This window comes from Joostella sp., from assembly GCF_048266025.1.
GTDB classification, from domain to species: domain Bacteria; phylum Bacteroidota; class Bacteroidia; order Flavobacteriales; family Flavobacteriaceae; genus Galbibacter; species Galbibacter atrarenae.
Genome location: NZ_JBLXAF010000009.1, coordinates 39,327 through 65,525 on the forward strand (window position 1 = coordinate 39,327; position 26,199 = coordinate 65,525).

General features: G+C 31.8%; 29 protein-coding genes. 10 read left to right on the forward strand and 19 right to left on the reverse strand.

Annotated elements, in window-relative coordinates; translation table 11 throughout:
- Positions 1-18: 18 nt before the first annotated feature.
- The 3 genes from ACN0TY_RS14010 to glgB form a co-directional block, all read right to left on the reverse strand.
- A complete protein-coding gene (locus tag ACN0TY_RS14010; RefSeq protein WP_236958518.1) occupies positions 19-840 on the reverse strand; it encodes a M48 family metallopeptidase in 822 nt (273 codons plus the stop codon).
- A 61-nt stretch (positions 841-901) separates the two neighbouring features.
- On the reverse strand, positions 902-3,301 hold the full coding sequence (locus ACN0TY_RS14015) for a glycoside hydrolase family 31 protein (RefSeq protein WP_417444990.1): 2,400 nt from the start codon (positions 3,299-3,301) through the stop codon (positions 902-904).
- A 57-nt stretch (positions 3,302-3,358) separates the two neighbouring features.
- Positions 3,359-5,269: a 1,4-alpha-glucan branching protein GlgB gene (gene glgB / locus ACN0TY_RS14020; RefSeq protein ID WP_417444991.1), complete on the reverse strand. Its 1,911-nt coding sequence runs from the start codon at positions 5,267-5,269 to the stop codon at positions 3,359-3,361.
- Between the two features lie 140 nt (positions 5,270-5,409).
- Between glgB and ACN0TY_RS14025 the strand changes: the two genes are divergently transcribed.
- Positions 5,410-6,279, forward strand: a complete 870-nt coding sequence (locus tag ACN0TY_RS14025) for an alpha/beta fold hydrolase (RefSeq protein ID WP_236958521.1) — start codon at positions 5,410-5,412, stop codon at positions 6,277-6,279.
- Between the two features lie 70 nt (positions 6,280-6,349).
- On the forward strand, positions 6,350-6,850 hold the full coding sequence (locus ACN0TY_RS14030; protein ID WP_236958522.1) for a hypothetical protein: 501 nt from the start codon (positions 6,350-6,352) through the stop codon (positions 6,848-6,850).
- Positions 6,851-6,910: 60 nt separating this feature from the next.
- On the opposite strand, the gene ACN0TY_RS14035 is transcribed toward ACN0TY_RS14030, so the two are convergent.
- Complete coding sequence (locus ACN0TY_RS14035) at positions 6,911-7,417, reverse strand: GTP-binding protein (protein ID WP_417444992.1); 507 nt, start codon at positions 7,415-7,417, stop codon at positions 6,911-6,913.
- A gap of 132 nt (positions 7,418-7,549) precedes the next feature.
- Between ACN0TY_RS14035 and msrB the strand changes: the two genes are divergently transcribed.
- Positions 7,550-8,047 carry a peptide-methionine (R)-S-oxide reductase MsrB gene (gene msrB / locus ACN0TY_RS14040; RefSeq protein ID WP_417444993.1) on the forward strand — a complete coding sequence of 166 codons (498 nt, stop codon included), beginning with the start codon at positions 7,550-7,552 and terminating at the stop codon, positions 8,045-8,047.
- 74 nt (positions 8,048-8,121) lie between these two features.
- On the opposite strand, the gene ACN0TY_RS14045 is transcribed toward msrB, so the two are convergent.
- From ACN0TY_RS14045 to ruvX, 12 genes are all read right to left on the reverse strand, one after another.
- Complete coding sequence (locus ACN0TY_RS14045; protein ID WP_236958525.1) at positions 8,122-8,688, reverse strand: phosphatase PAP2 family protein; 567 nt, start codon at positions 8,686-8,688, stop codon at positions 8,122-8,124.
- Between the two features lie 3 nt (positions 8,689-8,691).
- On the reverse strand, positions 8,692-8,922 hold the full coding sequence (locus tag ACN0TY_RS14050; RefSeq protein WP_236958526.1) for a hypothetical protein: 231 nt from the start codon (positions 8,920-8,922) through the stop codon (positions 8,692-8,694).
- Positions 8,923-9,000: 78 nt separating this feature from the next.
- Positions 9,001-10,377 carry an MATE family efflux transporter gene (locus ACN0TY_RS14055; RefSeq protein WP_417444994.1) on the reverse strand — a complete coding sequence of 459 codons (1,377 nt, stop codon included), beginning with the start codon at positions 10,375-10,377 and terminating at the stop codon, positions 9,001-9,003.
- 248 nt (positions 10,378-10,625) lie between these two features.
- Complete coding sequence (gene mazG / locus ACN0TY_RS14060) at positions 10,626-11,399, reverse strand: nucleoside triphosphate pyrophosphohydrolase (RefSeq protein WP_417444995.1); 774 nt, start codon at positions 11,397-11,399, stop codon at positions 10,626-10,628.
- Between the two features lie 7 nt (positions 11,400-11,406).
- Positions 11,407-12,444, reverse strand: a complete 1,038-nt coding sequence (locus tag ACN0TY_RS14065; protein WP_417444996.1) for a D-alanine--D-alanine ligase — start codon at positions 12,442-12,444, stop codon at positions 11,407-11,409.
- The gene (locus ACN0TY_RS14070) at positions 12,441-12,830 is read right to left on the reverse strand and encodes a DoxX family protein (protein ID WP_417444997.1); all 390 of its coding nucleotides are present in this window, start codon (positions 12,828-12,830) and stop codon (positions 12,441-12,443) included. The genes ACN0TY_RS14065 and ACN0TY_RS14070 overlap by 4 nt, the downstream gene beginning before the upstream one ends.
- Before the next feature lie 125 nt (positions 12,831-12,955).
- Positions 12,956-13,639: an NRDE family protein gene (locus ACN0TY_RS14075; protein ID WP_417444998.1), complete on the reverse strand. Its 684-nt coding sequence runs from the start codon at positions 13,637-13,639 to the stop codon at positions 12,956-12,958.
- Positions 13,627-14,136: a DinB family protein gene (locus tag ACN0TY_RS14080; protein WP_417444999.1), complete on the reverse strand. Its 510-nt coding sequence runs from the start codon at positions 14,134-14,136 to the stop codon at positions 13,627-13,629. The genes ACN0TY_RS14075 and ACN0TY_RS14080 overlap by 13 nt, the downstream gene beginning before the upstream one ends.
- A gap of 122 nt (positions 14,137-14,258) precedes the next feature.
- A complete protein-coding gene (locus tag ACN0TY_RS14085; RefSeq protein ID WP_236958533.1) occupies positions 14,259-14,705 on the reverse strand; it encodes a DUF5606 domain-containing protein in 447 nt (148 codons plus the stop codon).
- 57 nt (positions 14,706-14,762) lie between these two features.
- Positions 14,763-15,353: a peptide deformylase gene (def, locus tag ACN0TY_RS14090; RefSeq protein ID WP_417445000.1), complete on the reverse strand. Its 591-nt coding sequence runs from the start codon at positions 15,351-15,353 to the stop codon at positions 14,763-14,765.
- Positions 15,354-15,453: 100 nt separating this feature from the next.
- Entirely contained in the window at positions 15,454-15,876 is a 423-nt protein-coding gene (locus ACN0TY_RS14095) for a T9SS type A sorting domain-containing protein (RefSeq protein WP_417445001.1), read from the reverse strand.
- A 136-nt stretch (positions 15,877-16,012) separates the two neighbouring features.
- On the reverse strand, positions 16,013-16,423 hold the full coding sequence (gene ruvX, locus ACN0TY_RS14100) for a Holliday junction resolvase RuvX (protein ID WP_417445002.1): 411 nt from the start codon (positions 16,421-16,423) through the stop codon (positions 16,013-16,015).
- Between the two features lie 179 nt (positions 16,424-16,602).
- Here ruvX and ACN0TY_RS14105 point away from each other — a divergent pair, with 179 nt between their 5' ends.
- A complete protein-coding gene (locus tag ACN0TY_RS14105; RefSeq protein ID WP_236958537.1) occupies positions 16,603-17,418 on the forward strand; it encodes a 2,3,4,5-tetrahydropyridine-2,6-dicarboxylate N-succinyltransferase in 816 nt (271 codons plus the stop codon).
- Between the two features lie 106 nt (positions 17,419-17,524).
- Positions 17,525-18,289, forward strand: coding sequence for a glycosyltransferase family 2 protein (locus tag ACN0TY_RS14110; RefSeq protein WP_417445003.1), 765 nt, complete (start codon positions 17,525-17,527; stop codon positions 18,287-18,289).
- On the opposite strand, the gene ACN0TY_RS14115 is transcribed toward ACN0TY_RS14110, so the two are convergent.
- From ACN0TY_RS14115 to ACN0TY_RS14125, 3 genes are read right to left on the reverse strand one after another with little or no spacing between them, the layout of a single operon-like run.
- On the reverse strand, positions 18,279-19,103 hold the full coding sequence (locus ACN0TY_RS14115) for a glycosyltransferase family 2 protein (protein WP_417445004.1): 825 nt from the start codon (positions 19,101-19,103) through the stop codon (positions 18,279-18,281). The genes ACN0TY_RS14110 and ACN0TY_RS14115 overlap by 11 nt on opposite strands.
- 1 nt (position 19,104) lies before the next feature.
- A complete protein-coding gene (locus tag ACN0TY_RS14120) occupies positions 19,105-20,046 on the reverse strand; it encodes an NAD-dependent epimerase/dehydratase family protein (protein WP_417445005.1) in 942 nt (313 codons plus the stop codon).
- A 15-nt stretch (positions 20,047-20,061) separates the two neighbouring features.
- Complete coding sequence (locus tag ACN0TY_RS14125) at positions 20,062-20,667, reverse strand: DUF4254 domain-containing protein (protein WP_417445006.1); 606 nt, start codon at positions 20,665-20,667, stop codon at positions 20,062-20,064.
- 129 nt (positions 20,668-20,796) lie between these two features.
- On the opposite strand from ACN0TY_RS14125, the gene ACN0TY_RS14130 reads away from it, so the two are divergent.
- The 5 genes from ACN0TY_RS14130 (at position 20,797) to ACN0TY_RS14150 (ending at position 26,101) form a co-directional block, all read left to right on the forward strand.
- A complete protein-coding gene (locus tag ACN0TY_RS14130) occupies positions 20,797-21,861 on the forward strand; it encodes a glycosyltransferase family 9 protein (protein ID WP_417445007.1) in 1,065 nt (354 codons plus the stop codon).
- A 1-nt stretch (position 21,862) separates the two neighbouring features.
- Positions 21,863-22,963 (forward strand): glycosyltransferase family 4 protein, encoded by a 1,101-nt coding sequence (locus ACN0TY_RS14135; RefSeq protein WP_417445008.1) that lies wholly within the window; start codon positions 21,863-21,865, stop codon positions 22,961-22,963.
- The gene (locus ACN0TY_RS14140) at positions 22,963-23,760 is read left to right on the forward strand and encodes a glycosyltransferase family 2 protein (protein WP_417445009.1); all 798 of its coding nucleotides are present in this window, start codon (positions 22,963-22,965) and stop codon (positions 23,758-23,760) included. Before ACN0TY_RS14135 ends, ACN0TY_RS14140 begins: the two co-directional genes overlap by 1 nt.
- 15 nt (positions 23,761-23,775) lie before the next feature.
- Positions 23,776-24,336, forward strand: coding sequence for an L-threonylcarbamoyladenylate synthase (locus ACN0TY_RS14145; protein WP_417445010.1), 561 nt, complete (start codon positions 23,776-23,778; stop codon positions 24,334-24,336).
- A gap of 331 nt (positions 24,337-24,667) precedes the next feature.
- The gene (locus ACN0TY_RS14150; protein WP_417445011.1) at positions 24,668-26,101 is read left to right on the forward strand and encodes a CCA tRNA nucleotidyltransferase; all 1,434 of its coding nucleotides are present in this window, start codon (positions 24,668-24,670) and stop codon (positions 26,099-26,101) included.
- Positions 26,102-26,199: the final 98 nt, after the last annotated feature.

A 26,199-nucleotide genomic window follows, 5' to 3' on the forward strand; every position in this document is an offset into this window, starting at 1 on the left:
TTCTGAAGTAAAAAATATTTACTTAAATGAAGTTACACCAAACTTTGCAGCTTCTTCTTTTGCTGCTGGTGCTAATGCTTTTAAATTCTGAATTCTACTTTCGTTAGAAGGGTGTGTACTCATTATTTCTGAAGGCGCTTCTCCTCCACTTTGAGCACTCATACGCTCCCAAAGCTTAGAAGCCTCATCTGGATTATAACCAGCAATTGCCATTAAACGTAACCCAATAGCATCAGCTTCTGTTTCATGACTTCTACTAAAAGGCAACATAACTCCTACTTGAGAACCAATACCATATGCTTGATTAAAAATGTCTAAAGTTTGAGCACTACTTCCGCTCATTCCTAATGCAACATTTCCTGCTAACGCTCCATATTGCTGTAATGTAGAAGCACTCATACGCTGTGCTCCGTGATTTGCTAATGCGTGTGCAACCTCATGTCCCATTACTACAGCTATTCCTGTATCCGTTTGTGTGATAGGCAATATTCCTGTATAAAAAACTATTTTTCCTCCAGGCATACACCAAGCATTTACAGTTTCATCATCTACCAAGTTATATTCCCAACGGTAATCTTTTAAATACCCCTCATAACCATTTGCATTGAACCAACGTTCTGCTGCTTTAGCAATTCGTTGCCCTACTCTATTTATACTTTCTGCATCAGCAGTACCTTTTACAACTTTATTGGTTTGCAAAAAGTTATCGTATTCAGCAAAAGCAGTTGGAAAAATCTGATCATTAGACTTAAAGTTTAAAGTGCTCTTCCCTGTAAACGGATTCGTTGAACAACCAATTACTAACAAGATAAAAACCCCTATAGATATATACTTTTTCATTATCTTTTATTTATTATACTTACAAAATGATATTTATTTACAATACGAAAATAATAAAATATTAGAATCCTTTTATATGAAGTTGAGTAAATTCTTTCTGAATTGTCATGTTACCATCTCCATTAACCATTACTTCTTCCATAAGAATTTCTACATTATCAATTTCTACTGCATGAATTTTAAACGGCAAACCAATTAAATTTATTTTAAAACAATCATAAGGAGTTTCATATTTTCCTTCTTTAAATTGCTGTATAATTAACTGATTCTCTTTTCCTGTTAACTTAAAGGTTCTTAAGCTATAACGCCCCTTTTTATAATCATACCCATCACCAGCATCCTCAAAAACATTAGATTCTTCTTTTCCTAATTTATAATAAACATCTAATGTTAACTCTTCGATTTCTTTCTCCCCTACATATTGTTGAACAGGATATTTAGGGATAATAGCTCCTTCTTTTATAAAAATTGGAATTTTATCAATATCTGCCTCTACCCAGCATTCTTTTCCTCCTTTAGAAACCTCTCCGCCCCAGTAATTATACCAATTTCCTCTAGGAATATACATTCTTCGTCCTTTTGAATTGGGTTCTAAAATAGGACATACTAATATCTGATTTCCGAAAATAAATTCATCATTACGGTAATGTGTATGCGGATCCTCTTGATCAAAATAAACAAGCGACTTCAACATTGGAATTCCATTTTCCGTATAGTCATAAAACATGGTATATAAATACGGAAGTAATTGATAACGTAACTCTATAAATTTCCTTGTAATATTTGTCACCTCATCATCGAAAGACCAAGGTTCTTGATTTCCATGATCTCCACTAGAATGGACTCTACAAAAAGGATGAAAAACCCCTAACTGAATCCATCGAGCAAATAATTCTCCCGAAGGTTGTTCAGCAAAACCTCCTATATCACTGCCTGTAAAAGACATCCCACTCATCGCCATACGCAACACCTGCACATTTGCAATCCACAGATGTTCCCATGTAGCAACGTTATCTCCAGTCCACGAAGAAGTGTAACGCTGTGTTCCAGAATACGCCGCTCTTGTTATTACAAACGGTCGCTTTGGGAAAGAATATTTTTTAAGTCCTTCATATGTAGCGCGCGCCATTTGCATACCGTAAATATTATGTGCTTTTCTATGACTACAAAAATTACCTTCGTAATTATGGCGAACGTCATCTGGAAAAGTTTTCCCAGGAACCTCCATTACTGCAGGTTCATTCATATCATTCCAAACCCCTTTTACTCCAATATCTGCAATCAATTCTTTATACAATCCAGACCACCACTCTCTAACTTTAGGATTTGTAAAGTCAGGAAAATTACATTCTCCAGGCCATACTTTACCTTTCATATAAGGACCATCTGCACGTTTACAGAAATAATCATTTTCTACAGCCTCTTTATAAACCCAGTAATCTTTGTCGATTTTTATACCTGGATCTATAATTACTATTGTTTTAAATCCATCTTCAGCAAGTTCGGCGACCATTTTCTTAGGATCTGGAAAGTAATCTTTATTCCATGTAAAACATCTAAAGCCATCCATATAATCGATATCCAAATAGATCGCATCACATGGAATCTGCAATTCTCTAAATTTATTAGTGACTTCTTTTACTTTACTCTCTGGATAATAGCTCCATTTACATTGATGAAAACCTAAAGTCCATAATGGAGGTAATTCTGGCTTACCAGTTAAATCTGTATACCCAACAACAACTTCCGCTACAGATGGTCCATAGATAAAATAATAATTCATTTCCCCTCCATCTGCCCAAAAACTTGTTATATTTCTTCTTTCGTTGCAAAAGTCAAAATGAGTTTTAAAGGTATTATCGAAAAAAATACCGTAGGCAGTATCGTGATGCATTCCTATATAAAAAGGAACACTTTTGTATAAAGGATCTTGGTCTTTACTATACGCAAACTGATCGGTTACCCAATTCTCAATACGTTTTCCTCGGAGATTTAATTGAGAAGGCTTATCTCCCATCCCATAAAAACTTTCCGACTCTTGCGAAAACTTGCTCATTTTTACAATATTCCCTCCATACTGATAACTCTCTTCCCAATGGAAACCTAATTCATCTTCATTTAAAATATTACCATCAAGGTCTAAAATTGCTAAACGAAGGTCTTTTTTAGATACACGAACTTCCAGTTTAGAAGTATGCATGGTAAAATGATCCTCTTTCTCTTCAATTCCAAGATAATTATATCCATAAGTAGCATCATCACAGATAGCATAAGAAAAGTCTGTTTCAAAATCTTGTTCTGCAGCATACCTAAAACGCAGTACACTATCTCTTAGAAAAGAAATCTGCAGCGCCACATTATTTTTAGTATAGAATGTTATTTTATCTACCTCTTTTTTATGAGATGTAATCTGAGAAGGAAATAGGTTTCCTTTATACTCTAGTTCAGTATTAGTAATCATAAAATTGTTTTTTAAAGTCCCTTGAAAAAAAGAAAACATCAAGACTGAATACTATATTTATTTAATTTTAAAAACCACAACTGATAATGGTGGTAATGTAATTTCTACTGAATAATCTCTTCCATTATAGACAAATTCTTCTATTTGAAGCATTTTACTATTTTCAATTCCACTACCATGATATTTAGTATTATCGCTATTAAAAAGCTCTATTAAACTACCTTTAGTTGGTAATCCAATTCTATAATTCTCTCTAACTATAGGTGTAAAATTACAGACTACAATTAGATCGTTCTCCACATAATGTCCTTTACGAATATAAGAGAGAACAGAATTATTAGCATCGTCATAATTAATCCACTGAAAGCCTTCACTACTAAATTGCTTCTCATAAAGTGCAGGCTCCTCTTTGTATAGCTTATTTAAATCAGCAATAAAAGATTTCACTCCTTTATGTCCGTCATACTGCAATAAATGCCAATCTAAGCTTCTTTGAAAATTCCATTCATCAGATTGCCCAAACTCACTTCCCATAAACATAAGATTTGTTCCTGGATGTGTATACATATACCCAAAAAGCAATCTTAAATTTGCAAAGCGTTGCCATTCATCTCCAGGCATCCTACCAAAAATAGAGCTCTTTCCATGTACCACTTCATCATGACTTAATGGTAGCATAAAGTTTTCTGAAAAAGCATACGTCATACTAAAGGTAAGATCATTCTGATGATACTTTCTATGAACGGGACCTTTTTTAAAGTATTCTAGTGTATCATGCATCCATCCCATCATCCATTTCATTCCAAATCCTAAACCACCTAAATAAACAGGCTTAGAAACCATAGAAAAAGAAGTCGATTCTTCTGCAATAGTTTGTACTCCTTCAAAATTAGCGTAGACAGCTTTATTCATTTCCTTCAGAAAAGAAATAGCTTCTAAATTTTCTCTTCCACCGTAAATATTTGGATCCCACTCCCCATCTTCACGAGAATAATCGAGGTAAATCATCGAAGCTACAGCATCCACTCTTAATCCGTCGATATGAAACTTATCAAGCCAAAAAATGGCATTGCTAATTAAAAAAGCACGCACTTCATTTCTTCCATAATTAAAAATAAGGCTCTTCCAATCTGGGTGGTATCCTTTTTTTCTATCGGGATGCTCATAAAGATGAGAACCATCAAAGAATCCTAATCCATGGGCATCATCAGGGAAATGAGAAGGCACCCAATCTAAAATAACTCCTATCCCTGCTTCATGCAGTTTTTCCACTAAAACCATAAACTCTTCAGGCTTTCCGAAGCGAGAAGTAGGTGCGTAATAGCCTGTTATTTGATATCCCCAAGAAGGATCATAAGGAAACTCCATTACAGGCATGAACTCCACATGTGTAAAGTTCATTTCTTTAACATAAGAAACAAGCTCTTCTGCAAGCTCTAAATAGTTTAAAGATCTCCCAGCCTCTTCAATTTTACGTTTCCAAGAACCGATATGGACTTCATAAACAGAAAAAGGGTTATCTAGATTATTAATATTTTTTCTGTTCTCCATCCAATCGATATCCTTCCACTTATGCGAAGTATCCCAAACTACAGATGCTGTATTTGGCGATTGCTCACTATAAAAGGCAAATGGATCTGCCTTTTCAGTTTCTATATCTTGATTGTTAGAAACTATTTTATATTTATAAATGGTACCTTTTGTTATTCCAGGAATAAATCCTTCCCAAATTCCAGACTCATCCCACCTTACATGAAGAGGATGCTCTCCCTTTTGCCAATAATTAAAATCTCCAACCACAGAAACAGCTTTAGCAGTTGGTGCCCAAACGGCAAAATAGCAGCCTTTAACGCCATCTTTTTCTATAATATGAGCTCCCAACTTTTCATAAAGTCGGTAATGGGTTCCTGATTTAAATAAATCGATGTCAAATTCCGTAAATAAACTATGTGGTATCACTTTCATCATACTACAAAATAGCTATTTAAAATGGTGTTTCTATCATTGCAAAGCTTATTTTTCATCTTTTGGTTTTATTTTTTCTGCTTCTTAAATGTATAAAAAAAGGAATTAAATTTAATACATTGCAGCTTAAATCGATTTTTAAAATGTCAACTAAGAAAGAAAACTATCAGCAGACCATAAAAATTCCAAGACTAATTACCTATTCTGCAAAAACGTTACAGTTTATTTCTCCGAAGATAGCTAGTAAATATGTATCAAAACTATTTGCAACTCCAATAAAACATCCTACTCCTAAGAGAGAGCAAAAAATGAAAACTGAGGCCATTAAAGAGCCGATGTTTGTTCCATCTATAAACAGGGAGATTGTAATTTATAAGTATGGAGTAAGTTCTAAAAAGATTTTACTTGTTCATGGATGGAGCGGCCGCGGGACACAGCTTTCTAAAATTGCAGATAGACTATTAGAAGAAGGCTACAGTACGATAAGTTTTGATGGCCCTGCACATGGTCTCTCTGGTGGAAAAACTACAAATATGCTAGAGTTTATTGATGCTGTAATGGAAATCGATAAGAATTTTGGCCCTTTTGAAGCAGCCGTAGGTCATTCTTTTGGAAGCATGACACTTTTAAACACTGTAAAAAATGGACTCCAATTAAATGCTATGGTGCTAATTGGTAGCGGAGATAAAATAGATGATATTATTTACGACTTTACCTCTAAATTAGGACTAAAAGAGAAAATTGGAGATATCATCAAAACAGATTTAGATAAGCTCGCTATGGAAGATGTAAATAATTATTCAGCGAGTATTGTTGCTGAAAAAGTTGATATTCCCGTGCTATTGATGCATGATAAAAATGATTTAGACTCCCCTCTTTCCTCATCTGAAAATATCCACCAGATTTTAAAAAATTCACAACTGTATGTTAGCGAAGGACTTGGGCACCGTAAGATCCTTGGAGACCAAAAAGTAATACAGAAGCTTGTGGAGTTTATAAAAGAACATTCATAAAAAAATAGTATTTTTAAACCATTAAAAATAATGGCATAGCATTTGCAATTGATTAACAAAACAAATCATTATGAAAAAAATAATCACACTTTTATTTGTATCAGCACTTATACTTACTTCTTGTAGTGGAGAAGACGGCCGAGACGGATTGGACGGAATGGACGGTGTTAACATCGTTGGAGAAACATTTGAATACAACAATGTAAGCTTCTCTGAAACTAGCAATGTATTCGAAGCTACATTTGACCCGCCTTTAGTTGAAGGAGATGTAATGCTCGCATATAGATTAGAATCGGTTTTTAATGGTCAAGATGTATGGGAGCCGTTACCAACAGTATTCTTTAATCCCGATACTGGAGACGACTTAAGACACCGATTTAACTTTACCCTAAGTGATATCAATATTATTGCTGAAACTTCAAATTTTTCAGCTTTTGGGGAAGATTTATTAAGCAATCAGACTTTTAGAGTTGTTATAGTACCTTCAGATTTAATTAACGAGGTTGATACTTCTAATATCAATGAAGTTATGGAAGCTGCTAATATTAGCACTATACAGAAAATGAATTAAAAAAATAAATAATATATTCTTAAAGCTCGAAGATATCTTCGGGCTTTTTTTATACAATAGTTATTCCTTACGCTCTTTCTGAATTATAACATTCATAAAGGCATATAATTCGTGCATTTCTTTCTTACTTGAATTTTTCCCTACGCTTCCTATAAAATACAATGCTATCCATATTAAAACTAATAGCATCATAATACTCAATTGCATGCTATAAGTTTTATCTAAAGACCAATTTGTATAAGCCCAAACAGCAATTCCTATAAATAATGCCGCAACCATAAAATGAAAGAACATAAATAAACTCCAAACGGTAGGATTGGGTCCAAAGAGTCCGTACAACAAACTAGAATTTTCATCTATAGCATTAATCTCTAAATGCAATTGTGGAGACCAAAAATGTTGCTTTGCCTTAGGATATTTTATAAATACATGATCATCGATACGAGTAATTATAAAATCTTGTTGTGTTACTTTACTATTTTCAAAGGTCTTTAAAACAGTTTCACTCCTTAAAGGTAATTCCTTTTTAAACCTTGGTCTTAAAACAATCGTGTTAGTTGTAGACATTTATATATTAATTTTTTAGCCTATAAATTATAATATCTCTAAAAGTAACTTATATAAAGTATAAATTTGAAAGGAATTTAAAACTAATTCGACTAAAACTTCGTAAGTAACCTTAAAATACACATTATTTATATGAAAAATATATTTCTCCCTTTTATTCTTATTTTACTGTTTAGCTGTAATACTAAAGCTCAAGATAATAAACACGAAGCTAATACTAAAGAAGGCTCTAAATTTCCTATTTCTAAGACTGATGCTGAGTGGAAAGAAATACTCACTCCAAATGAGTATGCTGTTTTACGAAAAGCTGCAACAGAGCGTCCTTTTACGAGCGACCTTCTGGAAAACAAGCAAACTGGAACATACGTGTGCGCTGCCTGCGCTACTCCACTATTTAGAAGTGAACATAAATTTAAATCTGGTACTGGATGGCCTAGTTTCGATAGAGCTATAAAAGGAAATGTAGCCTATGGGGTTGATAATAAGATTGGTGTTCCTAGAGACGAAGAACATTGTGCAAAATGCGGTGGACATTTAGGACATGTATTTGATGATGGACCGAGAGATACAACTGGAAAAAGACACTGTATAAATGGAGTCGCTTTAAATTTTGTTCCAGACGAAAAATAAAATTTACAGTATATAATTACTATATGATTAGCAGTTACTTTTCTATTTAAAACACAGAAAAGTAACTGCTTTTTCTATATAGCAAAACGTTTGATTATATACTTAAAAAGTTTTGAGAAAAGTAATCCCAAAATCATTCCAATAGATATACCTGTTATTACATCTAATGGATAATGTACTCCTATATAAATTCTACTATAAGCCACTGTAATTCCCCATATTACCAAAACCATTGGTAACCATTTATAATTTTTATTCAAAAGAATAGAAAAGAAAGTAACTACTGCAAACGAATTAGATGCGTGTGCAGAAAAGTACCCAAACTGTCCGCCACAATATGATTTTACTAACCTCATTAAAGGAACAATATTCTCCTCATGGCAAGGTCTTAGTCGTTCAAAACCATATTTAAAGGCATTAGCTAATTGATCTGTAACACCTATCATTAAAGCAACTAATACTAAAACTACAATCGTTTTTTTCCATTTTAATGTACGAAGACATAAAATGAGGAGAAAAACATATAAAGGAATAGAAGACCATTTATCAGTCATAAACATCCAAAAGGCATCATACGGCTCACTCCCTAGTCCGTTTAAGTATAAAAAAAGCTGCTGATCTTTATCTATTAACGTCTCCATATTCTATGCATCTCCGTATCTACTCACCTCACGATCGTAGAACTGATTTGCTGCTTCAATAAGACTCTCCGCTTCTGTCGTAAGTTCTTTTTCATCTTCAGCAGAAAAATCTTCTAACCATTCTACTTCGTCATTCTCAAGGTTAATTATAAACTGCGGATATTCTGTATGAATTATAAAGATAGCATCTGGATAGTCCGTGTTATCTCCTAATATAAATTTTGGTAATTCCATTTTTAAGTAATTATTTCTTGTTATTTCTGAATATTTAGTCCTTCTATTATATAATGTACTTCTCCCCTTTAAAGGAACTTATTCCTGCGAAGCAATGAGTTTTTTTGTTAGATAATTAAATCTAAAGTACAAAAATATCGCGGCAATGGTGAGTCCTGATAATAAACCAATCCAAATACCCATATTTCCTAATGACGTTTTTAGTCCTAAATAATAAGAAATCGGGAAACCTATAACCCAATACGCTATAAAAGTGATTATCGTAGGGATCTTAACATCTTGCAAACCTCTTAATGCTCCTAAAAATGTTACTTGAAGTCCGTCAGAAATTTGAAAAAAAGCTGCTATCAATAGTAATTGTGCTGCTACCGTAATTACTTCCGTATTGTCTGCGATGTTTACCAAATCGTTTTGATCCAAATAAATAGTAGGAAGCCAATGTCTAAATACAATAAAGAAAAGAGCAAATACAACTTCTATTAAGAACGTTAGAAAAAATACAGATATTGCTATTCTACGGAGTTCTTTATAGTTATTTAATCCTTTTTGATTTCCAACTCTAACCATTGCAGCTACACTTAGACCTACTCCAACCATGTACGTCATACTAGAAAGGTTTAAAGCGATCTGATTTGCTGCTTGTGGATTTTTACCTAATACACCACTTAGCCATACTGCAGATGTAAAAATAGCAACTTCAAAAAACATTTGTAAAGCGGAAGGAAGTCCTAAGTTCACAATTTTATTCATCATAGATTTCTCTATAACCTTCCACTTAAAGTTAGTTATATATTGACTAATTCTAGAATTATTTTTGAAAAGCCACCATAAGAAAATTACCATCATAAATCGTGAAACTAGCGTTCCAATAGCTGCTCCAATGATTCCGAGTTCTGGAAATCCAAACTTTCCAAAAATGAATAAATAATTCAATACTATATTTACCACATTAGCAACAATGGTTGCATACATTGGGTATTTTGTAGCAGACAAGCCATCCGAAAATTGCTTTAGTGCTTGAAACATAATAAGAGGAACTAAAGAAAATGCTACTAAATCTAAATATGGTAATGCAATTTCTACCACTTCACGTGGTTGATCCATAAGATACATTAGTGGCTTTGCAAAAAGTAAGACTACAAAAAGTGCTAAACCAATAATCGTACTTAGAAACAGTCCGTGTTTTAAAGAAGACCTTCCCATTTCTATATTTCCAGCTCCATCGGCTTCTGCTACCAAAGGAGTTATCGCTGTAGAAAAACCAATCCCTAAAGACATCGCTATGAATATAAAACTATTCCCTAAGGAAACTGCCGCTAATTGTGCTGTTCCCAATTGCCCTACCATTATATTATCTGCAAAAGCAACAAATGTATGCCCTAACATTCCTAATATAACTGGGAATGATAATTTTAAATTATATGCAAATTCTTTAGTGTATTGTTCTAAAATCATGAAGCGTTTTTGAAAGCGCAAAGATACATTTTACGGTTATGTTGTCCTAATGAAAGATTGGTTTTAGCTTTCTTGTTTAATTACAATAATAAAAACTCACAAAAACCTGAATTCCAAAAGAATAAATACAAGCATAAAAGCTTTTAAAAATGTATCTAAAATTCAAAGTTGAATTATAAAAAACGTTCGGAACCATATTACAACATTAGTCATAAACAAAGAGAAAGCATGTTTTATATTTCTGAAGTTTATGCCTTTTTAGCTTCTTCCCAAAAGACATCCATTTCCGCTAATGTCATATCTGAAAGTGGTTTCCCAAGGTCTTTAGATTTAGCTTCTAAATATTGAAAGCGCTTGATAAATTTTTTATTAGTGCGCTCTAAAGCATCTTCAGGATTAATCTTTAAAAATCTAGCATAATTAATCATTGAAAACAGAACATCTCCAAATTCGGCTTCCATTTTATCATGATCTTGCTTATCTACTTCTACTTGTAACTCTCCAAGCTCTTCCTGTAATTTTTCAAAAACCTGTTGTGGCTCTTCCCAATCAAAACCTACTCCTGCTACTTTATCTTGTATTCTACTTGCCTTTACTAATGCTGGTAAACTTTTAGGAACTCCTTCAAGCACACTTTTCTTTCCCTCTTTCAGCTTTAATTTCTCCCAATTTTGTTTTACCTCTTCTTCATTTTCTACTTTAACATCACCATAAATATGTGGATGACGGTGAATTAATTTTTCAGAAATTCCATTGGCTACATCTGCAATATCAAAATCACTTGTTTCACTTCCAATTTTGGAATAAAAAACAATATGCAATAATAAATCTCCAAGCTCTTTTTTTACTTCCTCAAGGTTATTATCTAAAATAGCATCACCAAGCTCATATGTTTCTTCAATAGTTAAATGCCTTAAGGTTTGTAACGTTTGCTTTTTATCCCACGGACATTTTTCTCGCAACTCATCCATTATTGTTAAGAGTCGGTCTATTGCTTGTAATTGATCTTGTCTGGTATTCATAAATTATCTATTGACTAAGTGCTACTTTCTTGTAATTTTTATACTGTAAATAACGCCTTTTTGCTTCAGAAAAAACAGGAAACTCTTCTCCTTTTTTCTTGTTTAGAATTGCAATTTGGTAAGTTACTCTCCATAAGAATAACATTTCTTTCCAAGCGTCAAAAAGTTTATAGTTAGGATCATATATGTGTGTAGGCTCTGCTCCCACTCCATTTACTTCTAGAATTTTAAAATTTTCACCCCTTTTTAAGTCTTCTATAGATTTTGCCCGAATATCAAATCTTCCATAATAAAAGCCTTCCATTTTTGAGCATAACTGATCAAAAGTTTTTAGGAGTGAAGTATCTAAAATAGCATTTCCATTGATGAATTTTGTTCCTCGATTGTGATTTCCTATCACTTCAAGGGTAAAACACTCACCATTATCCAATACTTCATTCCATTTATCTAAAAACTTAACTTTTAGCCTTTCATATTGAAGAAAAGCTCTTGGATTTGCCATAATAAGTTCAGAAAATGTACTTCTTCCATCTCCTGTAATCGACAAAAATTCTTTTAATGTTATAGAAGGAATATTACCGTGAGCTTCATTAGGATATCGATAATAAAAAATACCGACTTCAACCGAATAATCTATATATTCTTGAACAAGATAAGATGCTTCTTTAAAGTTAACATTCCTCAATTCATCTTCATTCATACAACGCTGAACGAGTACTCCTCGAAAACCAATATTAGGTTTTATAATTATAGGGTATGATAAATGATTTGCAGCAATTAACTGTCTTATTTTATCCATGCTAGTTCCTTTTGCTATGTAACAAGCCTTTGGACGATGTTCTTCGGGTACTAATCCTAAAGTTTTATATTTTCTATCACTTAAAATAAACCCTTCTTTAATAGCTGGATTTACCTTTAAGAAAAAGAATAAGCTCTTAGCTTTAATTGAAAGATAGAAATGTTGAAAAAAAACAGGAATATATAAAATCCACATAGGCCAATACTCCCATGAATTCAACTTTATATACCATTGCTTTATTTTCATCGCCTACTTATAAACGGAAGTTTTGTGTCTTTTACAACTAATATTGTAATACAGCAAATCATCACTACACATGCTAAGATAAACAAAGTTCCTCCATCATTATTATAATTAATTCCAATAATAGCAATATGAGAAAAAATTGCACCTACCATTAAACCAATACCTAGCAAAGCTCCAATATGGGATGTTTTTCTAAATATTAATAGCAATGCAGTTATCAATTCAAAACAACCTAAAGCGATTCTTCCAAACGGTTCAACTCCTAATTCTGTGAAGAGTTTTATACTGTCAGGATGTGCTGAAAATTTAAAATATAAACTTTGAATTAATAAAATAGCTGCTATAATAGCAGCAACACGTTCGATATAATACTTCTTATTTTTCATAAAGCTTACGCTTGTATTAAGTTACTTCCTAAGAAAATCTCACAAAGCTAATTGTAGAAAATAATACAAACAAGATACCTTTTTATAAGGGAAACCCACTAAATATGAACACATTATTTACATAATTATTTCTTTACCAAACTATTACCAAGACTTTTAATAGCATCAATTCTATTAAAATAATCTATTGAAAGTCCTTCAGCGTTCTTAAATAGTTGAGTTGTGCTTACGGTTTCTACTTGTGGCTTTTTTAATAAGAAAAGTTCGTTATCATGAAGGTTTAAAATAGTATTTGATGTAACATTTTGTTCAGCAATAAAACTTTCGAACATATTTAATTTAAGATCATGCATTTTTTGATCATAAAGACTTGAAGAAGACCAAAGATGCGGTATCGATTTACTTAAAAATTGAATGTGTTTTTTAGTTCCGTCCCAAACTAACACTTGCAAAAAATCATCAATGAGAATTAAGGTGAATGGCTCTATGTTAGCTAACGAAACTGATTCTATAAATTCTAAGAACGAAGCATCCTTAAAAGACTCTAAAACAAAGTGCCCCCTACTTTTTGTATAATGAGTTTTCCTTTCATGCTTAATAAAACCTCCATTTAACAGGCAAGCAACTTTTGTAGTACCATTTGTAGCAATCCATGTACCTCCCTTTTCTTCATCTATAGGCGCTTTTAACACTACATTTTTAGCGACCTTTATAGTTTGTGGAGGCAATGTCTTTCTATTTGGATCTTCATCTCGATTAGAAGTAAGGTAAAAACCCTCTTTGGTAGGAATATAGCTTACTGTGCACATATATTTTTATTTCTAATGGTAGAAACCGCAACCCCAACAGATTCATCTAAAGTAATGAGAGGGTCTAACGCTTTTATACCGATTTTAATAATTGCAAGATGATGTATTGTATGTTCGATATTATAAATGAGCTCTCTTTTAACAGAAGTTGCCACATCTATTTTATTTAAAGAATCTAAAGTGCAATAACTCGTCTGTAGTACCAAGTCGACATTCAGGCTGAGTTTATTTACTTCTAATAAAATCTCATCTATTATTTTAATACAATATTCTGGTGATACTTCAAGTTCCGAATCACGCTCACGATTATCGTAATTAACAATTCCACTTTCAATGCCAATTAGTAGACATTGATAAAACTCTATAATATGGCGAGCATGCATTCCTATTGAAGAATCGCTCAATAATGCTATAGGTTTTACAAATTGTTCTGAAGAAAGTTCTAGAATACTATTTTTAAGATGTAATAAATTTATTTTAACAGTGTCATGAATCATCGGACAGTTATATTTTAACATAAGTGTTTCTAAAATTAGAATCCTTACATAATAAATTTACTAAAAAAGGGAGTTTGCAAATTTGCAAACTCCCTTTTTTATCAACATACTTATAAAACGTTCTATTCTGAAGCTTTATCTGCAGTAACTTCCGCTGCTTTCTCTTCTTCAGTTGTTTCTGCTTCGAAGTTGTTTAATCCTTTATCATGAAGTAAGTTATACCATTGTATTACTTTTTTAATATCACTAGGATATACTTTATCTTCATCATAGTCAGGAAGTACTTCAAAAAAGTACTCTTCCAATTTTATTTTAGAATCTTTGTGACTAATGCTTGTTTTCTCTCCATTTTCTTTCTCCTTGATCTTATTGAGAACATCACGAAGAGGAACTTCTTCCGTTAATGTATAGATGGCTATTTCTGAAAGTAAGCTAACGTTATTTCTTAAACCTACACTTATCTTCTTTCCATCCAACAATGATTCAGCAACAAAACCTGATCTAGTTTGTGCCTTTAATTCATAAAGTCCTGGTTTCCCTGAAATGGCTAATATCTTATCTAAGCCCATAAATTATAATTTTTTGAGATCGCAAATATCAATGCTTTGGTTATATTATCAAAACGTTTAACGTGCTTTTTTAGCATCTGGAAAACGCATTTTGTAATCTATTCTTATTTTTCCTTTTGAAATATTAGTAAGCTTTCCTTTTAGAAGTCTTTTTTTAAGAGAAGATATCTTATCTGTAAATAAAATTCCTTCAATATGATCGTATTCATGTTGAATTACTCGTGCAGCCAGTCCATTATACTCCTCGACATGCTTATTAAAATCTGCATCGTAGTACTCAATTTTAATATTTGCTTTTCTAGAAATATCTTCACGGATATCTGGAATACTTAAACACCCTTCATTAAAAGCCCACTCCTCTCCAGTTTCTTCAACAATAGTAGGGTTTATAAACGCCTTTTTGAGAGACCTAAGTGATTCTTTTTCTTCTTCTGAAAGATCATCATCATCAGCAAAAGCAGAAGCATCTATTACAAACAAACGTATTGGTAATCCTACCTGTGGTGCAGCTAAACCAACTCCATAAGCATTATACATGGTCTCGAACATACTATCAATAAGTTCGGCCAATTTAGGGTATTCTTGTGGAATGTCTTTAGCTACCTTTCTTAGAACAGGATCACCATATGCTACAATTGGTAATATCATAATAACTATTAAAATTAAGATTGCAAAAATACAAAGTAATTCTAATAATGCTATGGAAAGTCGTAAAAGATGCCGATTTAATTACTAATTATATCGAAAGTTATTTAACGATTACCTTTTTTGTGGTTTGAAAACTAGAAGCTGAAACATTTAAAAAATAAACTCCTGTATCCATATCAGAGATACTAAAAGTAAATGTAGTACGTTCTGTTTCTAGCGTTTTTACCATTGTACCTGTAATATCGTAAAACGTTAATCGTTTTACTCCATTTCCAGCCATGTTAATATTTAACATATCTTTCTTATTAACTGGATTCGGGTAAACTTTTAATGAATCGTCTTGAACAGATTTTTCATCGTTGTAAAATGCTAACATACTTTCCAAAGACCATTGTGAGTCGTTTGGATTAGTGAGAGGGTTCGCGGTTAATGACTTTGTGTGGGGCACAATCATTTCAACTTTATTCGCCATAAGAGGAAAAACAAGTTGCATAAAAAAGCATAAGATTAGGGTAATTCTCATTTCATTCACTTTAATTTTTTGATTTAAAAAAGCCTGTTTAGGCGTATAATAATCTAATTATCAAACACAAAGTTAATAAAAAATGAGTACTAATTTAAATTCTACCTAAAATAAATATCAATTACATGTAAATAGTTTATTTACTATAAAGGTAAGATTGTAAAATTACTGTAGCACTTACCTCATCCAGTAACTCTTTATTACGGCGTTGTTTTTTCTTTACACCACCATCTATCATACTTTGAAAAGCAATTTTAGAAGTAAAACGTTCATCAACGCGCTCTATGGGAAGATTAGGTAAACTTGCTTTTATTTTCTCTATATAAGTAATAATTACTTGCTCTACATCAGAAAATTCATTGTTTAAACGTTTAGGTTGCCCAACAACTATTAATTCAACATTTTCTTTTTCTGTATATTCTTTCAAAAATGATAATAGCTCTGGAGTCTTTACTGTTGTTAAACCAGAAGCAATAATCTGAAGCTCATCTGTGACTGCTATTCCCGTTCGCTTTTCACCAAAATCTATTGCTAAAATTCTACCCATTATAGATGTTTTGTACAAAAATAACCTTTTAAATAGAGTTAATACTTAAATAGTAGTTATTAATACGATCAAAATCACAATGTGGTTTTTAAAACAAAATGTTATAAAATGTTATAGTTGTAAAATAGTAAGGGAAATAGAAGGAACAGTTTTATATTTGCAACAAAATTTTAGTTTACATGAACGAGATACGTACAATCATAGAAAATGCCTGGGAAAACAGGGACTTATTAAAAGACGAAAATACAGTAAAAACTATTCGAGAAGTTGTTTCTTTATTAGACGAAGGAAAACTTCGTGTTGCAGAACCTACAGAAGATGGATGGCAAGTAAACGAATGGGTGAAAAAAGCTGTTGTATTATATTTCCCAATTCAAAAAATGGAGACTTTAGAAGTTGGACCTTTAGAGTTTCATGATAAAATTCCATTAAAGAGAAACTATGCGGAGAAAGGGATTCGTGTAGTTCCAGCTGCTGTTGCAAGACATGGAGCTTATATTTCTGCTGGTACGATATTAATGCCTAGCTATGTAAATATTGGTGCTTATGTAGATGAAGGTACTATGGTAGATACATGGGCAACAGTAGGAAGTTGTGCACAAATTGGTAAAAACGTTCACTTAAGTGGCGGTGTTGGTATCGGCGGGGTTTTAGAACCGTTACAAGCTGCGCCTGTTATCATTGAAGACAATGCTTTTATTGGTTCTAGATGTATTGTTGTTGAAGGAATCCGTGTAGAGAAAGAAGCTGTTTTAGGAGCTAATGTTGTATTAACCGGTTCTACAAAAATTATTGATGTTACTGGAGATGAACCTGTAGAAATCAAAGGATATGTTCCTGCTAGATCGGTTGTTATCCCTGGAAGTTATACTAAAAAATTTCCAGCTGGAGAGTTTAATGTTCCTTGTGCATTAATTATCGGTAAACGTAAAGAAAGTACAAATAAGAAAACATCATTAAACGATGCACTACGTGAATACGATGTTGCTGTTTAATTAGTTTTTCAATAATATACAACCTTAAAAATCCAAACCTTTTTTTATAAGAGGTTTGGATTTTTTTATGTTCTTTGAAGACAATATCTTTACAAAAATTTAAAGTTTGAGCACAGTAAAAAAATTATCTGCGGTTATTATAACCTACAACGAGGTCAATTATATTAAAGATTGTATTGAAAGTGTTCTTTTTGCTGATGAAATTATCGTTGTAGATTCTTTTAGTACTGATGGAACTTGGGAATATCTTGAAAGTCACCCCAAAGTTACTGCTATTCAACATCCATTTGAAGATTTTACAAAACAAAAATCATACGCTTTAAGCTTAGCTAAAAATGATTGGGTGTTATTCATTGATGCAGATGAGATCATAACTAAAGAATTACAGTCAGAAATACAAACGGTACTTAAAAACCCTTCAAAAGAAGCTTACTACATATATCGTTCTTTTATAATGCTAGGTACACCCCTACGCTTTAGTGGTTTCCAAACAGACAAAGTTTATCGCTTATTTAATAAAATGTATGTGAAATTTAATCCAGAAAAAACAGTCCATGAAGATTTAATTGTTAAGGGTTCCTCTGGAGGTTTAAATGAAAAATTAGAACATCATTTTTTTAAATCCTATAAAGATTACAAAAGGAGGATGTTATTATATGGCACCTACAAAGGAAAAGAATTATATAAAGCCAAATTAAATCCTAATTTTTATCATTTAAACATAAAACCTGCTTATAAATTCTTAACACATTACATCATCCGATTAGGTTTTTTGGATGGAAAGAATGGATTTATAATTTCAAAATTAAATGCCCTTAGCGTTAAAGAAAGGTATCTTGAAATAAAAAGATTAAAGAAACTCAATTCCTAATTTTTTTAATTCCATATGGTGTAAATACAGTTTTATCACGCTTAGTTTCTTTTCTTATTTTTTTATTAGTAATTAGCATTTCTGACTTAACATAACCACGCTCATGAAATAAATGCAATGCTTTTGTACTATATCTTAGCTGAATGGGTTTAACACCTAAATTCATTAACCTTTCTCCAAACTCTCTATCCTCCCCTCCATATTGCATTCGTTCATCGAAACCATTTATAGCTAATATATCATCTTTCCATGCCGAAGCATTATTTCCATCCCATGTGGCCTTTGTTGGGGACAGCTTATTTAACAATGTCTCTTTTATACCTTTAGCAGTTATTTTATATAATTTATCTGTTTTAGAAACTCCATTAGTCAATAACCAATCTTTTGTAAAACACTCTTGCTGGATAATATTTGCTTTAGTTAACTCGTTCGAAGTTTGCAAAGGGATTTTAAAACTTCCCCCCGAAAGAAAAAAACCTTTTTTTCGAGTATTTAAATGTAAAGCTAACATATCATTTCTCACAACACAATCACCATCTGTCATAAATATATAATCAGAATCACATTGTAAAATAGCCTTATTTAAAATTTTAGTTTTCTGAAATCCATCATCCTCATGCCATATATGTTTAATCTTAAGATGACTATTTTTTTTAAAGGAATTAATTAAATTGAGTGTTTCTTCTTCTGATCCATCATCTGCGATGATAATCTCAAAATTTTGCATCGTTTGAACCTCATAACTCCAAAGTACCTTTTCTAGCCATCTTGGCTGATTATAAGTACTAATTATCACAGAAACATTAGTCTCCATCCTATAAAAACTTTTCTCGGTACCATTCCACTTGCGCTTCTAATCCAGCTTCAAAACTAGTTTCTGGCTCATAAGCCAATAACTTTCTAGCCTTATCTATCAATGCAGTAGTACGTAATTGATCTCCTGGACGCGGTGGAGTAACTTCTATTCTTGCCTTAAGACCTATTATTTTTTCAATAAGTTCAATTCCTTGCTGGGTAGTATATTCAATATCAGATCCTATATTAATAATCTCTCCGTTTATTTTTTTCTCCTTCCCTATCACAGCAGCCATTCCCTTTACAATATCTCCAACATATGTAAAACTCCGAGAATGCTTTTCGCTTCCTTTAAAAAGAGGAAATTCTGTCTGATCGTAAATAGATTTGATCAACTTTGTATATAACTTCTCTGGACGTTCTCTCGGTCCATAAACTGAATATAACCTTAAAGAACAAGCATTTAATTTACCCGCACGCTGTTCTCCTAAAGCCAGTTGCTCTGCAGCCAATTTTGTAGTTCCATAATAGGAAACCGGCATCGGAACAGCTGTTTCCGGTAAAGTTGCTTCTTTCCCATAAATAGAAGACGTTGCAATGTTAACAAACAATTTAAGATTAGGAGATGTTTCTTTTACCCAATTTAATAAATTCTGAGTAGCAAAAATATTATTCTGAACATACTCATTTAAACTTGTAGTTGCAGAAATACCAGGCTGTGCAGCAAAATGAAATATATAATCGAAATCTGTTGGAAGCTTTTCTTTTAAGCCATCATTTAAATCTACCTCTATAAAAGTAACACCGGCTTTTTCAATATCTATTGAATTAAGTTTCTTTAAGGCAGGATCATAATACGAAGAAAAATTATCGACCCCATACACTTGGTGACCTTCATTTGCAAAATATTCTGCGGTATGAGAACCTATAAAACCAACTGCACCTGTTACTAATATTTTCATTATCTATCCGAAAAATTATTTACTTGATTTATATAAAATGGGGTTCAAATTTTCATCATTATACATCTTCATTTGCTTGTAAACTTTCATATACTTATCCCCATTTTCTATATCGGTAAGTAGTTGATCTATTGAACCTGATAAATCTTGTTTTTGCTCTAATAAAACAGTTAGTTTATCTCTGCATTCCTGTGTATGTTTAGGACTTACACCCAACCTATCCACTTCTTCTCGCATATGATAAATTTTAAGAGCCAAAATGGAAAACCTGTCTATTGCCCAAGCTGGACTTTCTGAGTTTATTTGAGCATTCTCTTTTGCTTTAACATTTTTATATTTATCTAAAAAATAGCTATCAATAAACTCAACCACATCTGTTCGCTTTTGATTAGAAGCATCTATTTTTCTTTTCAATGTTAACGCATCAACAGGGTCTATATTAGGATCTCTAATAATGTCCTCATAATGCCACTGCACAGTGTCAATCCAATTCTTTAAATACAAAAGATACTCTATAGAACCTTTAGAAAATGGATTTTCACAATGTTGATTTACATCATCTTTAATATGGTAATTAGAAATACTTTTTTCAAATATTTCATAAGCAAGGTCACTAAACATAATTTTCAAATTTGGTAACAAAGATAAAATTATTATAATTCATATAAGACATGAAAAATAAACATCTTTATACTTTTTGATTGTTGGTATAGTATTTTGTCGTTTTTTTGTATTAAATATGAAACTGATTTGAAGGTATTAATAATTCAACAAAAGATGATTGGAGATGTACTCACAAGTTCTATTCTTTGTGAGAACATAAAAAGAGAAAACCCTAATTCTACTATTCACTATATGGTACATTCTCATACAATTCCTGTTATTTTAAACAACAACAAAATTGATGCTATCATCAATTTCAAACCTATTTATAGAGAAAATAAAAAAGAACTCTTTAAGTTAATAAAAAAACTAAATAATGAACACTATGACGTTATAATTGATGTCTATGGAAAAATAGAAACTAACATAATTTCTTTTCTTTTGAATGCCGATAAAAAAATTGCATATTATAAATGGTATACTAAAAACATATACACACATCCTATAAAGCGAAATACAGAATTTAATAAAGAAATAAGCAATACCATTATTAATAGATTACAACTACTTGCACCAATTTATCCAGAAAATAATATTGAAGATTACATAACAACACCAAAAATATATTTAACAGATAGTGAGAAAGAAGAAGGTAAACTCTTCCTTCTCAAAAATAACATTAATTTAAAGGTACCTATCTACATGATTTCTATATTAGGTAGCAGTCCTAACAAAAGTTATCCTTTAGACTACATGGCAGAAGTTATTGACCAAATTGCTTCACAAAATAGGAATGCAGTTATTTTATTTAATTATATTCCTAAACAACTATCTGAAGTAAATAAAATATATGAACTGTGTAACAAAAGCACTCAACAGCAAATAAAAAAAGAAGTTTATGCTCCTTCATTAAGAAACTTTTTAAGCATCTTAAATTATTGCACTGCAATTATAGGGAATGAAGGCGGCGCGATTAATATGGCTAAAGCTTTAGATATCCCTTCATTTGCTATTTTTTCGCCCTGGATTGATAAAAAAGAATGGGCTACAGAAAACTCTCAAATACACCAAAGTGTGCATTTAGCAGACTACCTCCCTAAACTATTCTTAAATGATGATTTAAAAAAAGTAAAAAATGATCATTCATATTTTTATAAAGAGTTTAAGCCTACCTTTTTTTTAAATGAGTTAAAAAAATTTATAACTAATTAAAATGAGAATACTACATATAACTACTATTGTAGAATGGAGAGGTGGTGATGCTCAAATGCTAACCACTTACAACCTAATGAAAAATTATTCTGACGTAGAACAGTTTATTCTTTGTCCTGTAGGCTCTGTTTTATCAGATAAACTAAAAAAAGATGAAGTTAAATATTATACTGCTAGTCGAAAATCAAAACAATCATTCAAATTTGCACGTGAGATTTGGCGAATAGTAAAACAAGAAAAAATAGATATCATTCATGTCCATGATTCTAACGCATTTTCATTAACACTGCTAATCATTAGATTTTTACCAAACACTAAACTTGTATATTCAAGAAAAAGAAATAATCCCATAAGTAATAATTATTTTAAAAAAATCAAGTATAATCATAAAAGAATAAATCAAATTGTATGCGTTTCCAATGCAGTAAAAGATGTTTTTCGTCCTATACTAAAAAAGATGGATCATGTAGTTACCATATACGATGGAATAGATGTGAAAAAATTTGAATTAAATAAAAAAGAGGATGTTTTAATAAAGGAATACGGATTAGCTGAAGAAACCACTATCATTGCAAATATTGCAAGCTTAACAGAACAAAAAGATATTACAACTTTTATTGATGCAGTAGAGATTATAGTTAATTCTACTCAAAGAAAAATTCAATTTTTTGTAATTGGAGATGGGGAGTTAAATGAAGAATTGACAAAGTATAAACAAAAAAAAGGACTTAATGAGAAAATTATTTTCACAGGCTTTAGAAACGATATCCCAAAAATATTACCGGAAATAGACATTCTTATGATGTCCTCAATTGTTGAAGGATTACCTCTTAGTATTTTCGAAGCTTTTGCTGCAAAAGTTCCTGTAGTCTCTACAAGTGCAGGAGGTATAAAAGAAGCCATTAAGCAAAAAGAAACAGGAATGATCTCACCCATCAAAGATTCAAATGCTTTAGCTCAAAATGTATTGTGTCTATTGGAAGACCCTAAATTAATTGACTATATAGTTGAGTCGAGTAATATATTGGTTAATCAAAATTTCACTTTAGAAGTAATGAAGAAGAACTATTATAAAATGTATAAAAATGTGTATAATAAATAATGACGATAGCACTCATCATAGCAACTTATAATTGGTCTCAAGCGTTAACTCTTGTGCTTGAAAGTGTTGCTAAGCAGACCTTTGTACCTGATGAAATTTACATTGCAGACGATGGATCGAAACCATTAACAAAGGAAGTAATATTAAATTTTATAAAAAAAAACAAACATCTAAATATACATCACATATGGCATGAAGACTTAGGTCACCGAAAATGTATTTCATTAAACATGTGTCTCAAAAAAATTAAATCTGATTATGTAGTTCAAACTGATGGTGATTGCATATTGCATAAAAACTTCATAGAAGACCATTCTTATTTTGCGAAAAAAAGGCAATTTATTTGTGGAAATAGAGTTATGCTGTCAAAAGTCATCACTAATCAACTTATTCAGAAAAAAATTCCTCCTTCACTATTGGCTTTAAATTTTGGTGGTAAATTTAATTTTAAATATCAATATCGAAACTACAAACTAGCTAAGAAAAAATCAATTACTTCAAAAAAAAATAGAGAGAGTGTGCCTTTTGGATGCAATATGTCATACTGGAAAAGTGATGCAATAAAGATTAATGGCTACAATGAATTATTCTCTGGGTGGGGGCCTGAAGACTCCGAGTTCACTCAAAGGCTTTCAAACGCTAATATAAATATGTTACAAATTAAACATGCAGCTATTATATATCATTTATACCATGAAATTTTATCAAAAAATATGTTAGAGTATAATATTAGCATACTTGAAGATACAATATCAAAAAAGACAACAAAGTGTAACAAAGGAATTATTCATTTTTAGCTTAAAATATTAAAAATGCAAGAAGAAATAAAAAAAACTCTTGAAGTCCTTAATAATGGTGGACTAATACTCTACCCTACAGATACTGTTTGGGGAATAGGCTGCGATGCTACCAATGAAGAGGCTATTAAAAAGGTTTATAAACTCAAACAAAGAGACGATAGCAAAGCGCTTATCTGTTTAGTTTCCGACACTAGAATGCTACAAAAATACGTCTACGAAATCCCTGATGCGGCTTATGATATTGTAGAACTTGCTGATAGACCTACCACTATTATATATGACCAACCAATCAATGTAGCAAAAAATCTTGTTGCTGAAGATAATACTTTAGCTATTCGTGTTGCTTCTGATGAATTTTGCCAAAAATTAATCAGACAATTTAAGCGCCCTCTTATTTCTACATCTGCCAATATTAGTGGGAAACCAACACCAAAAAGCTTTTCAGAAATATCAAAGGAAATTTTAAAAGGTGTAGACTATGTGGTAAATTTGCATCGCGAAAAGTCAAATGGAGCTCCTTCTTCAATTATTAAAGTTGGAAATGATGCTATTGTTAAGATTATTCGTAAATAATCCGCCTGAATAAACGATAAAATTAGGTTTATTAATAACGGATAAAATAAGGAGAGGCTCTAGAAATCCAGTGTTCATTGCAACAGGAACATCCAGAAAAAAGAAACTATCCTAAACATTTTTACAGCAAGTTAACAGATTGTGATACTGAATACTCTTAAACCCAAGTATGGCTGTCTTTTACTTTTGAATGTAATTATATTAATAAAACGAACATTATATAAAATTAATTAGTGACAGTGAAGAAACAGGGAGATTATTAAATTATATACTTCTGAATCTTAACAAATTTAGAATTAAAAACTACTGAACACTAAACACTGAACATTAAGTGAAAAATAGTAATTACACCAAAGCGATACAAAATCCAATTTTCAAAATTATTGAAAAGGCTACTGCTTCCTTGCAAACAGAAAGCTATGTAATTGGTGGTTTTGTTCGTGATTTTTTATTAAAAAGAGGCACTCCCAAAGACATCGATATTGTTGCCTTAGGTAGTGGAATCGATTTAGCTAAAGAAGTAGCTTCTAATATTGAAAAGAAACCTAAAGTATCTATTTTTAAAAATTTCGGTACAGCTATGCTGCGATTCGATGATTTAGAAATAGAATTTGTAGGAGCTAGAAAAGAAAGTTATCATTTTGATAGTAGAAAACCTGTAGTTGAAAATGGAACCTTAGAAGATGACCAAAATCGTCGTGATTTTACAATTAATGCACTTGCTATTTCTTTAAATGAAAAGAATTATGGCGAACTTCTAGACCCCTTTGATGGTATTTCAGATCTTAATAATAAGATAATCAGAACTCCGTTAGATCCAGACATTACATATTCAGATGATCCGCTGAGAATGATGAGAGCCATACGTTTTGCTTCACAACTTAACTTCATTATAGAAGAAAAGTCTCTTGAGGCCATTAAAAAGAACAGAGAACGTTTAAAAATAATATCCAACGAGCGGATTGTAGACGAACTCAATAAAATATTACTCAGCAAAAAACCTTCAATAGGATTCACTTTACTTTATAAAACGGGACTACTTCCTATTATCATGCCTGAACTTACAAATCTTCAGGGGATAGAAGAAAAGGAAGGGCAACGCCATAAAGATAATTTTTGGCATACGTTAGAAGTTGTAGATAACATCTCTAAAAATACGGATGACCTCTGGCTACGCTGGGCTGCCTTATTACACGACATAGGAAAAGCTCCTACCAAACGCTTTGACGAAAAGATTGGATGGACTTTCCATGGCCATGAATTTGTGGGCTCCAAAATGGTTTATAAGCTCTTTAAGCGCTTGCATATGCCATTAAATGATAAAATGAAAATGGTACAGAAGCTTGTTTTAATGAGTTCCCGACCTATTGTTTTAGCACAAGATATTGTCACCGATTCTGCCGTAAGACGTCTTATTTTCGACGCAGGAGAACACATCGAAGACCTAATGACATTATGTGAAGCAGATATAACCACCAAAAACCCTAAACGCTTTAAAAAGTATAATAATAACTTTAAAGTAGTACGAGAAAAAATTGCTGAAGTTGAAGAGCGTGACCATGTTCGTAATTTTCAACCTCCTGTTGATGGTGCAGAAATTATGGAAACTTTCAATATAAAACCTTCAAGAGAAATCGGAATTATAAAGGAGGCTATTAAAGAAGCTATTTTAGAAGGTGAAATTCCTAATGAACATGATGCTGCCTTTGAATTTATGCTGAAGAAAGGAAAAAAATTGGGATTAACAGCTGGCGGAAAAGAATAAATACTAATAAAAATCTGAATAAGAAATGCTTCGATAAGATCAATATGACTAGAAAAAAGTCAAAATATAAAAGAAGTATATTTATATAGGAACATTTT

What these genes read in the sequence shown, in the direction of transcription:
- ACN0TY_RS14080 (WP_417444999.1), bottom strand. Translation starts at nt 14,136, where the DNA reads ATGATTCATGACACTGTTAAAATAAATTTATTACATCTTAAAAATAGT.
- ACN0TY_RS14105 (WP_236958537.1), top strand. Translation starts at nt 16,603, where the DNA reads ATGAACGAGATACGTACAATCATAGAAAATGCCTGGGAAAACAGGGAC.
- ACN0TY_RS14085 (WP_236958533.1), bottom strand. Translation starts at nt 14,705, where the DNA reads ATGGGCTTAGATAAGATATTAGCCATTTCAGGGAAACCAGGACTTTAT.
- ACN0TY_RS14010 (WP_236958518.1), bottom strand. Translation starts at nt 840, where the DNA reads ATGAAAAAGTATATATCTATAGGGGTTTTTATCTTGTTAGTAATTGGT.
- ACN0TY_RS14115 (WP_417445004.1), bottom strand. Translation starts at nt 19,103, where the DNA reads ATGGAGACTAATGTTTCTGTGATAATTAGTACTTATAATCAGCCAAGA.
- ACN0TY_RS14095 (WP_417445001.1), bottom strand. Translation starts at nt 15,876, where the DNA reads ATGAGAATTACCCTAATCTTATGCTTTTTTATGCAACTTGTTTTTCCT.
- ACN0TY_RS14050 (WP_236958526.1), bottom strand. Translation starts at nt 8,922, where the DNA reads ATGGAATTACCAAAATTTATATTAGGAGATAACACGGACTATCCAGAT.
- ACN0TY_RS14135 (WP_417445008.1), top strand. Translation starts at nt 21,863, where the DNA reads ATGAGAATACTACATATAACTACTATTGTAGAATGGAGAGGTGGTGAT.
- ACN0TY_RS14125 (WP_417445006.1), bottom strand. Translation starts at nt 20,667, where the DNA reads ATGTTTAGTGACCTTGCTTATGAAATATTTGAAAAAAGTATTTCTAAT.
- ACN0TY_RS14065 (WP_417444996.1), bottom strand. Translation starts at nt 12,444, where the DNA reads ATGAAAATAAAGCAATGGTATATAAAGTTGAATTCATGGGAGTATTGG.
- ACN0TY_RS14045 (WP_236958525.1), bottom strand. Translation starts at nt 8,688, where the DNA reads ATGGAGACGTTAATAGATAAAGATCAGCAGCTTTTTTTATACTTAAAC.
- ruvX (WP_417445002.1), bottom strand. Translation starts at nt 16,423, where the DNA reads ATGGGTAGAATTTTAGCAATAGATTTTGGTGAAAAGCGAACGGGAATA.
- ACN0TY_RS14030 (WP_236958522.1), top strand. Translation starts at nt 6,350, where the DNA reads ATGAAAAAAATAATCACACTTTTATTTGTATCAGCACTTATACTTACT.
- ACN0TY_RS14075 (WP_417444998.1), bottom strand. Translation starts at nt 13,639, where the DNA reads ATGTGCACAGTAAGCTATATTCCTACCAAAGAGGGTTTTTACCTTACT.
- ACN0TY_RS14025 (WP_236958521.1), top strand. Translation starts at nt 5,410, where the DNA reads ATGTCAACTAAGAAAGAAAACTATCAGCAGACCATAAAAATTCCAAGA.
- ACN0TY_RS14035 (WP_417444992.1), bottom strand. Translation starts at nt 7,417, where the DNA reads ATGTCTACAACTAACACGATTGTTTTAAGACCAAGGTTTAAAAAGGAA.
- ACN0TY_RS14015 (WP_417444990.1), bottom strand. Translation starts at nt 3,301, where the DNA reads ATGATTACTAATACTGAACTAGAGTATAAAGGAAACCTATTTCCTTCT.
- msrB (WP_417444993.1), top strand. Translation starts at nt 7,550, where the DNA reads ATGAAAAATATATTTCTCCCTTTTATTCTTATTTTACTGTTTAGCTGT.
- ACN0TY_RS14055 (WP_417444994.1), bottom strand. Translation starts at nt 10,377, where the DNA reads ATGATTTTAGAACAATACACTAAAGAATTTGCATATAATTTAAAATTA.
- ACN0TY_RS14145 (WP_417445010.1), top strand. Translation starts at nt 23,776, where the DNA reads ATGCAAGAAGAAATAAAAAAAACTCTTGAAGTCCTTAATAATGGTGGA.
- def (WP_417445000.1), bottom strand. Translation starts at nt 15,353, where the DNA reads ATGATATTACCAATTGTAGCATATGGTGATCCTGTTCTAAGAAAGGTA.
- mazG (WP_417444995.1), bottom strand. Translation starts at nt 11,399, where the DNA reads ATGAATACCAGACAAGATCAATTACAAGCAATAGACCGACTCTTAACA.
- ACN0TY_RS14140 (WP_417445009.1), top strand. Translation starts at nt 22,963, where the DNA reads ATGACGATAGCACTCATCATAGCAACTTATAATTGGTCTCAAGCGTTA.
- ACN0TY_RS14070 (WP_417444997.1), bottom strand. Translation starts at nt 12,830, where the DNA reads ATGAAAAATAAGAAGTATTATATCGAACGTGTTGCTGCTATTATAGCA.
- ACN0TY_RS14120 (WP_417445005.1), bottom strand. Translation starts at nt 20,046, where the DNA reads ATGAAAATATTAGTAACAGGTGCAGTTGGTTTTATAGGTTCTCATACC.
- glgB (WP_417444991.1), bottom strand. Translation starts at nt 5,269, where the DNA reads ATGATGAAAGTGATACCACATAGTTTATTTACGGAATTTGACATCGAT.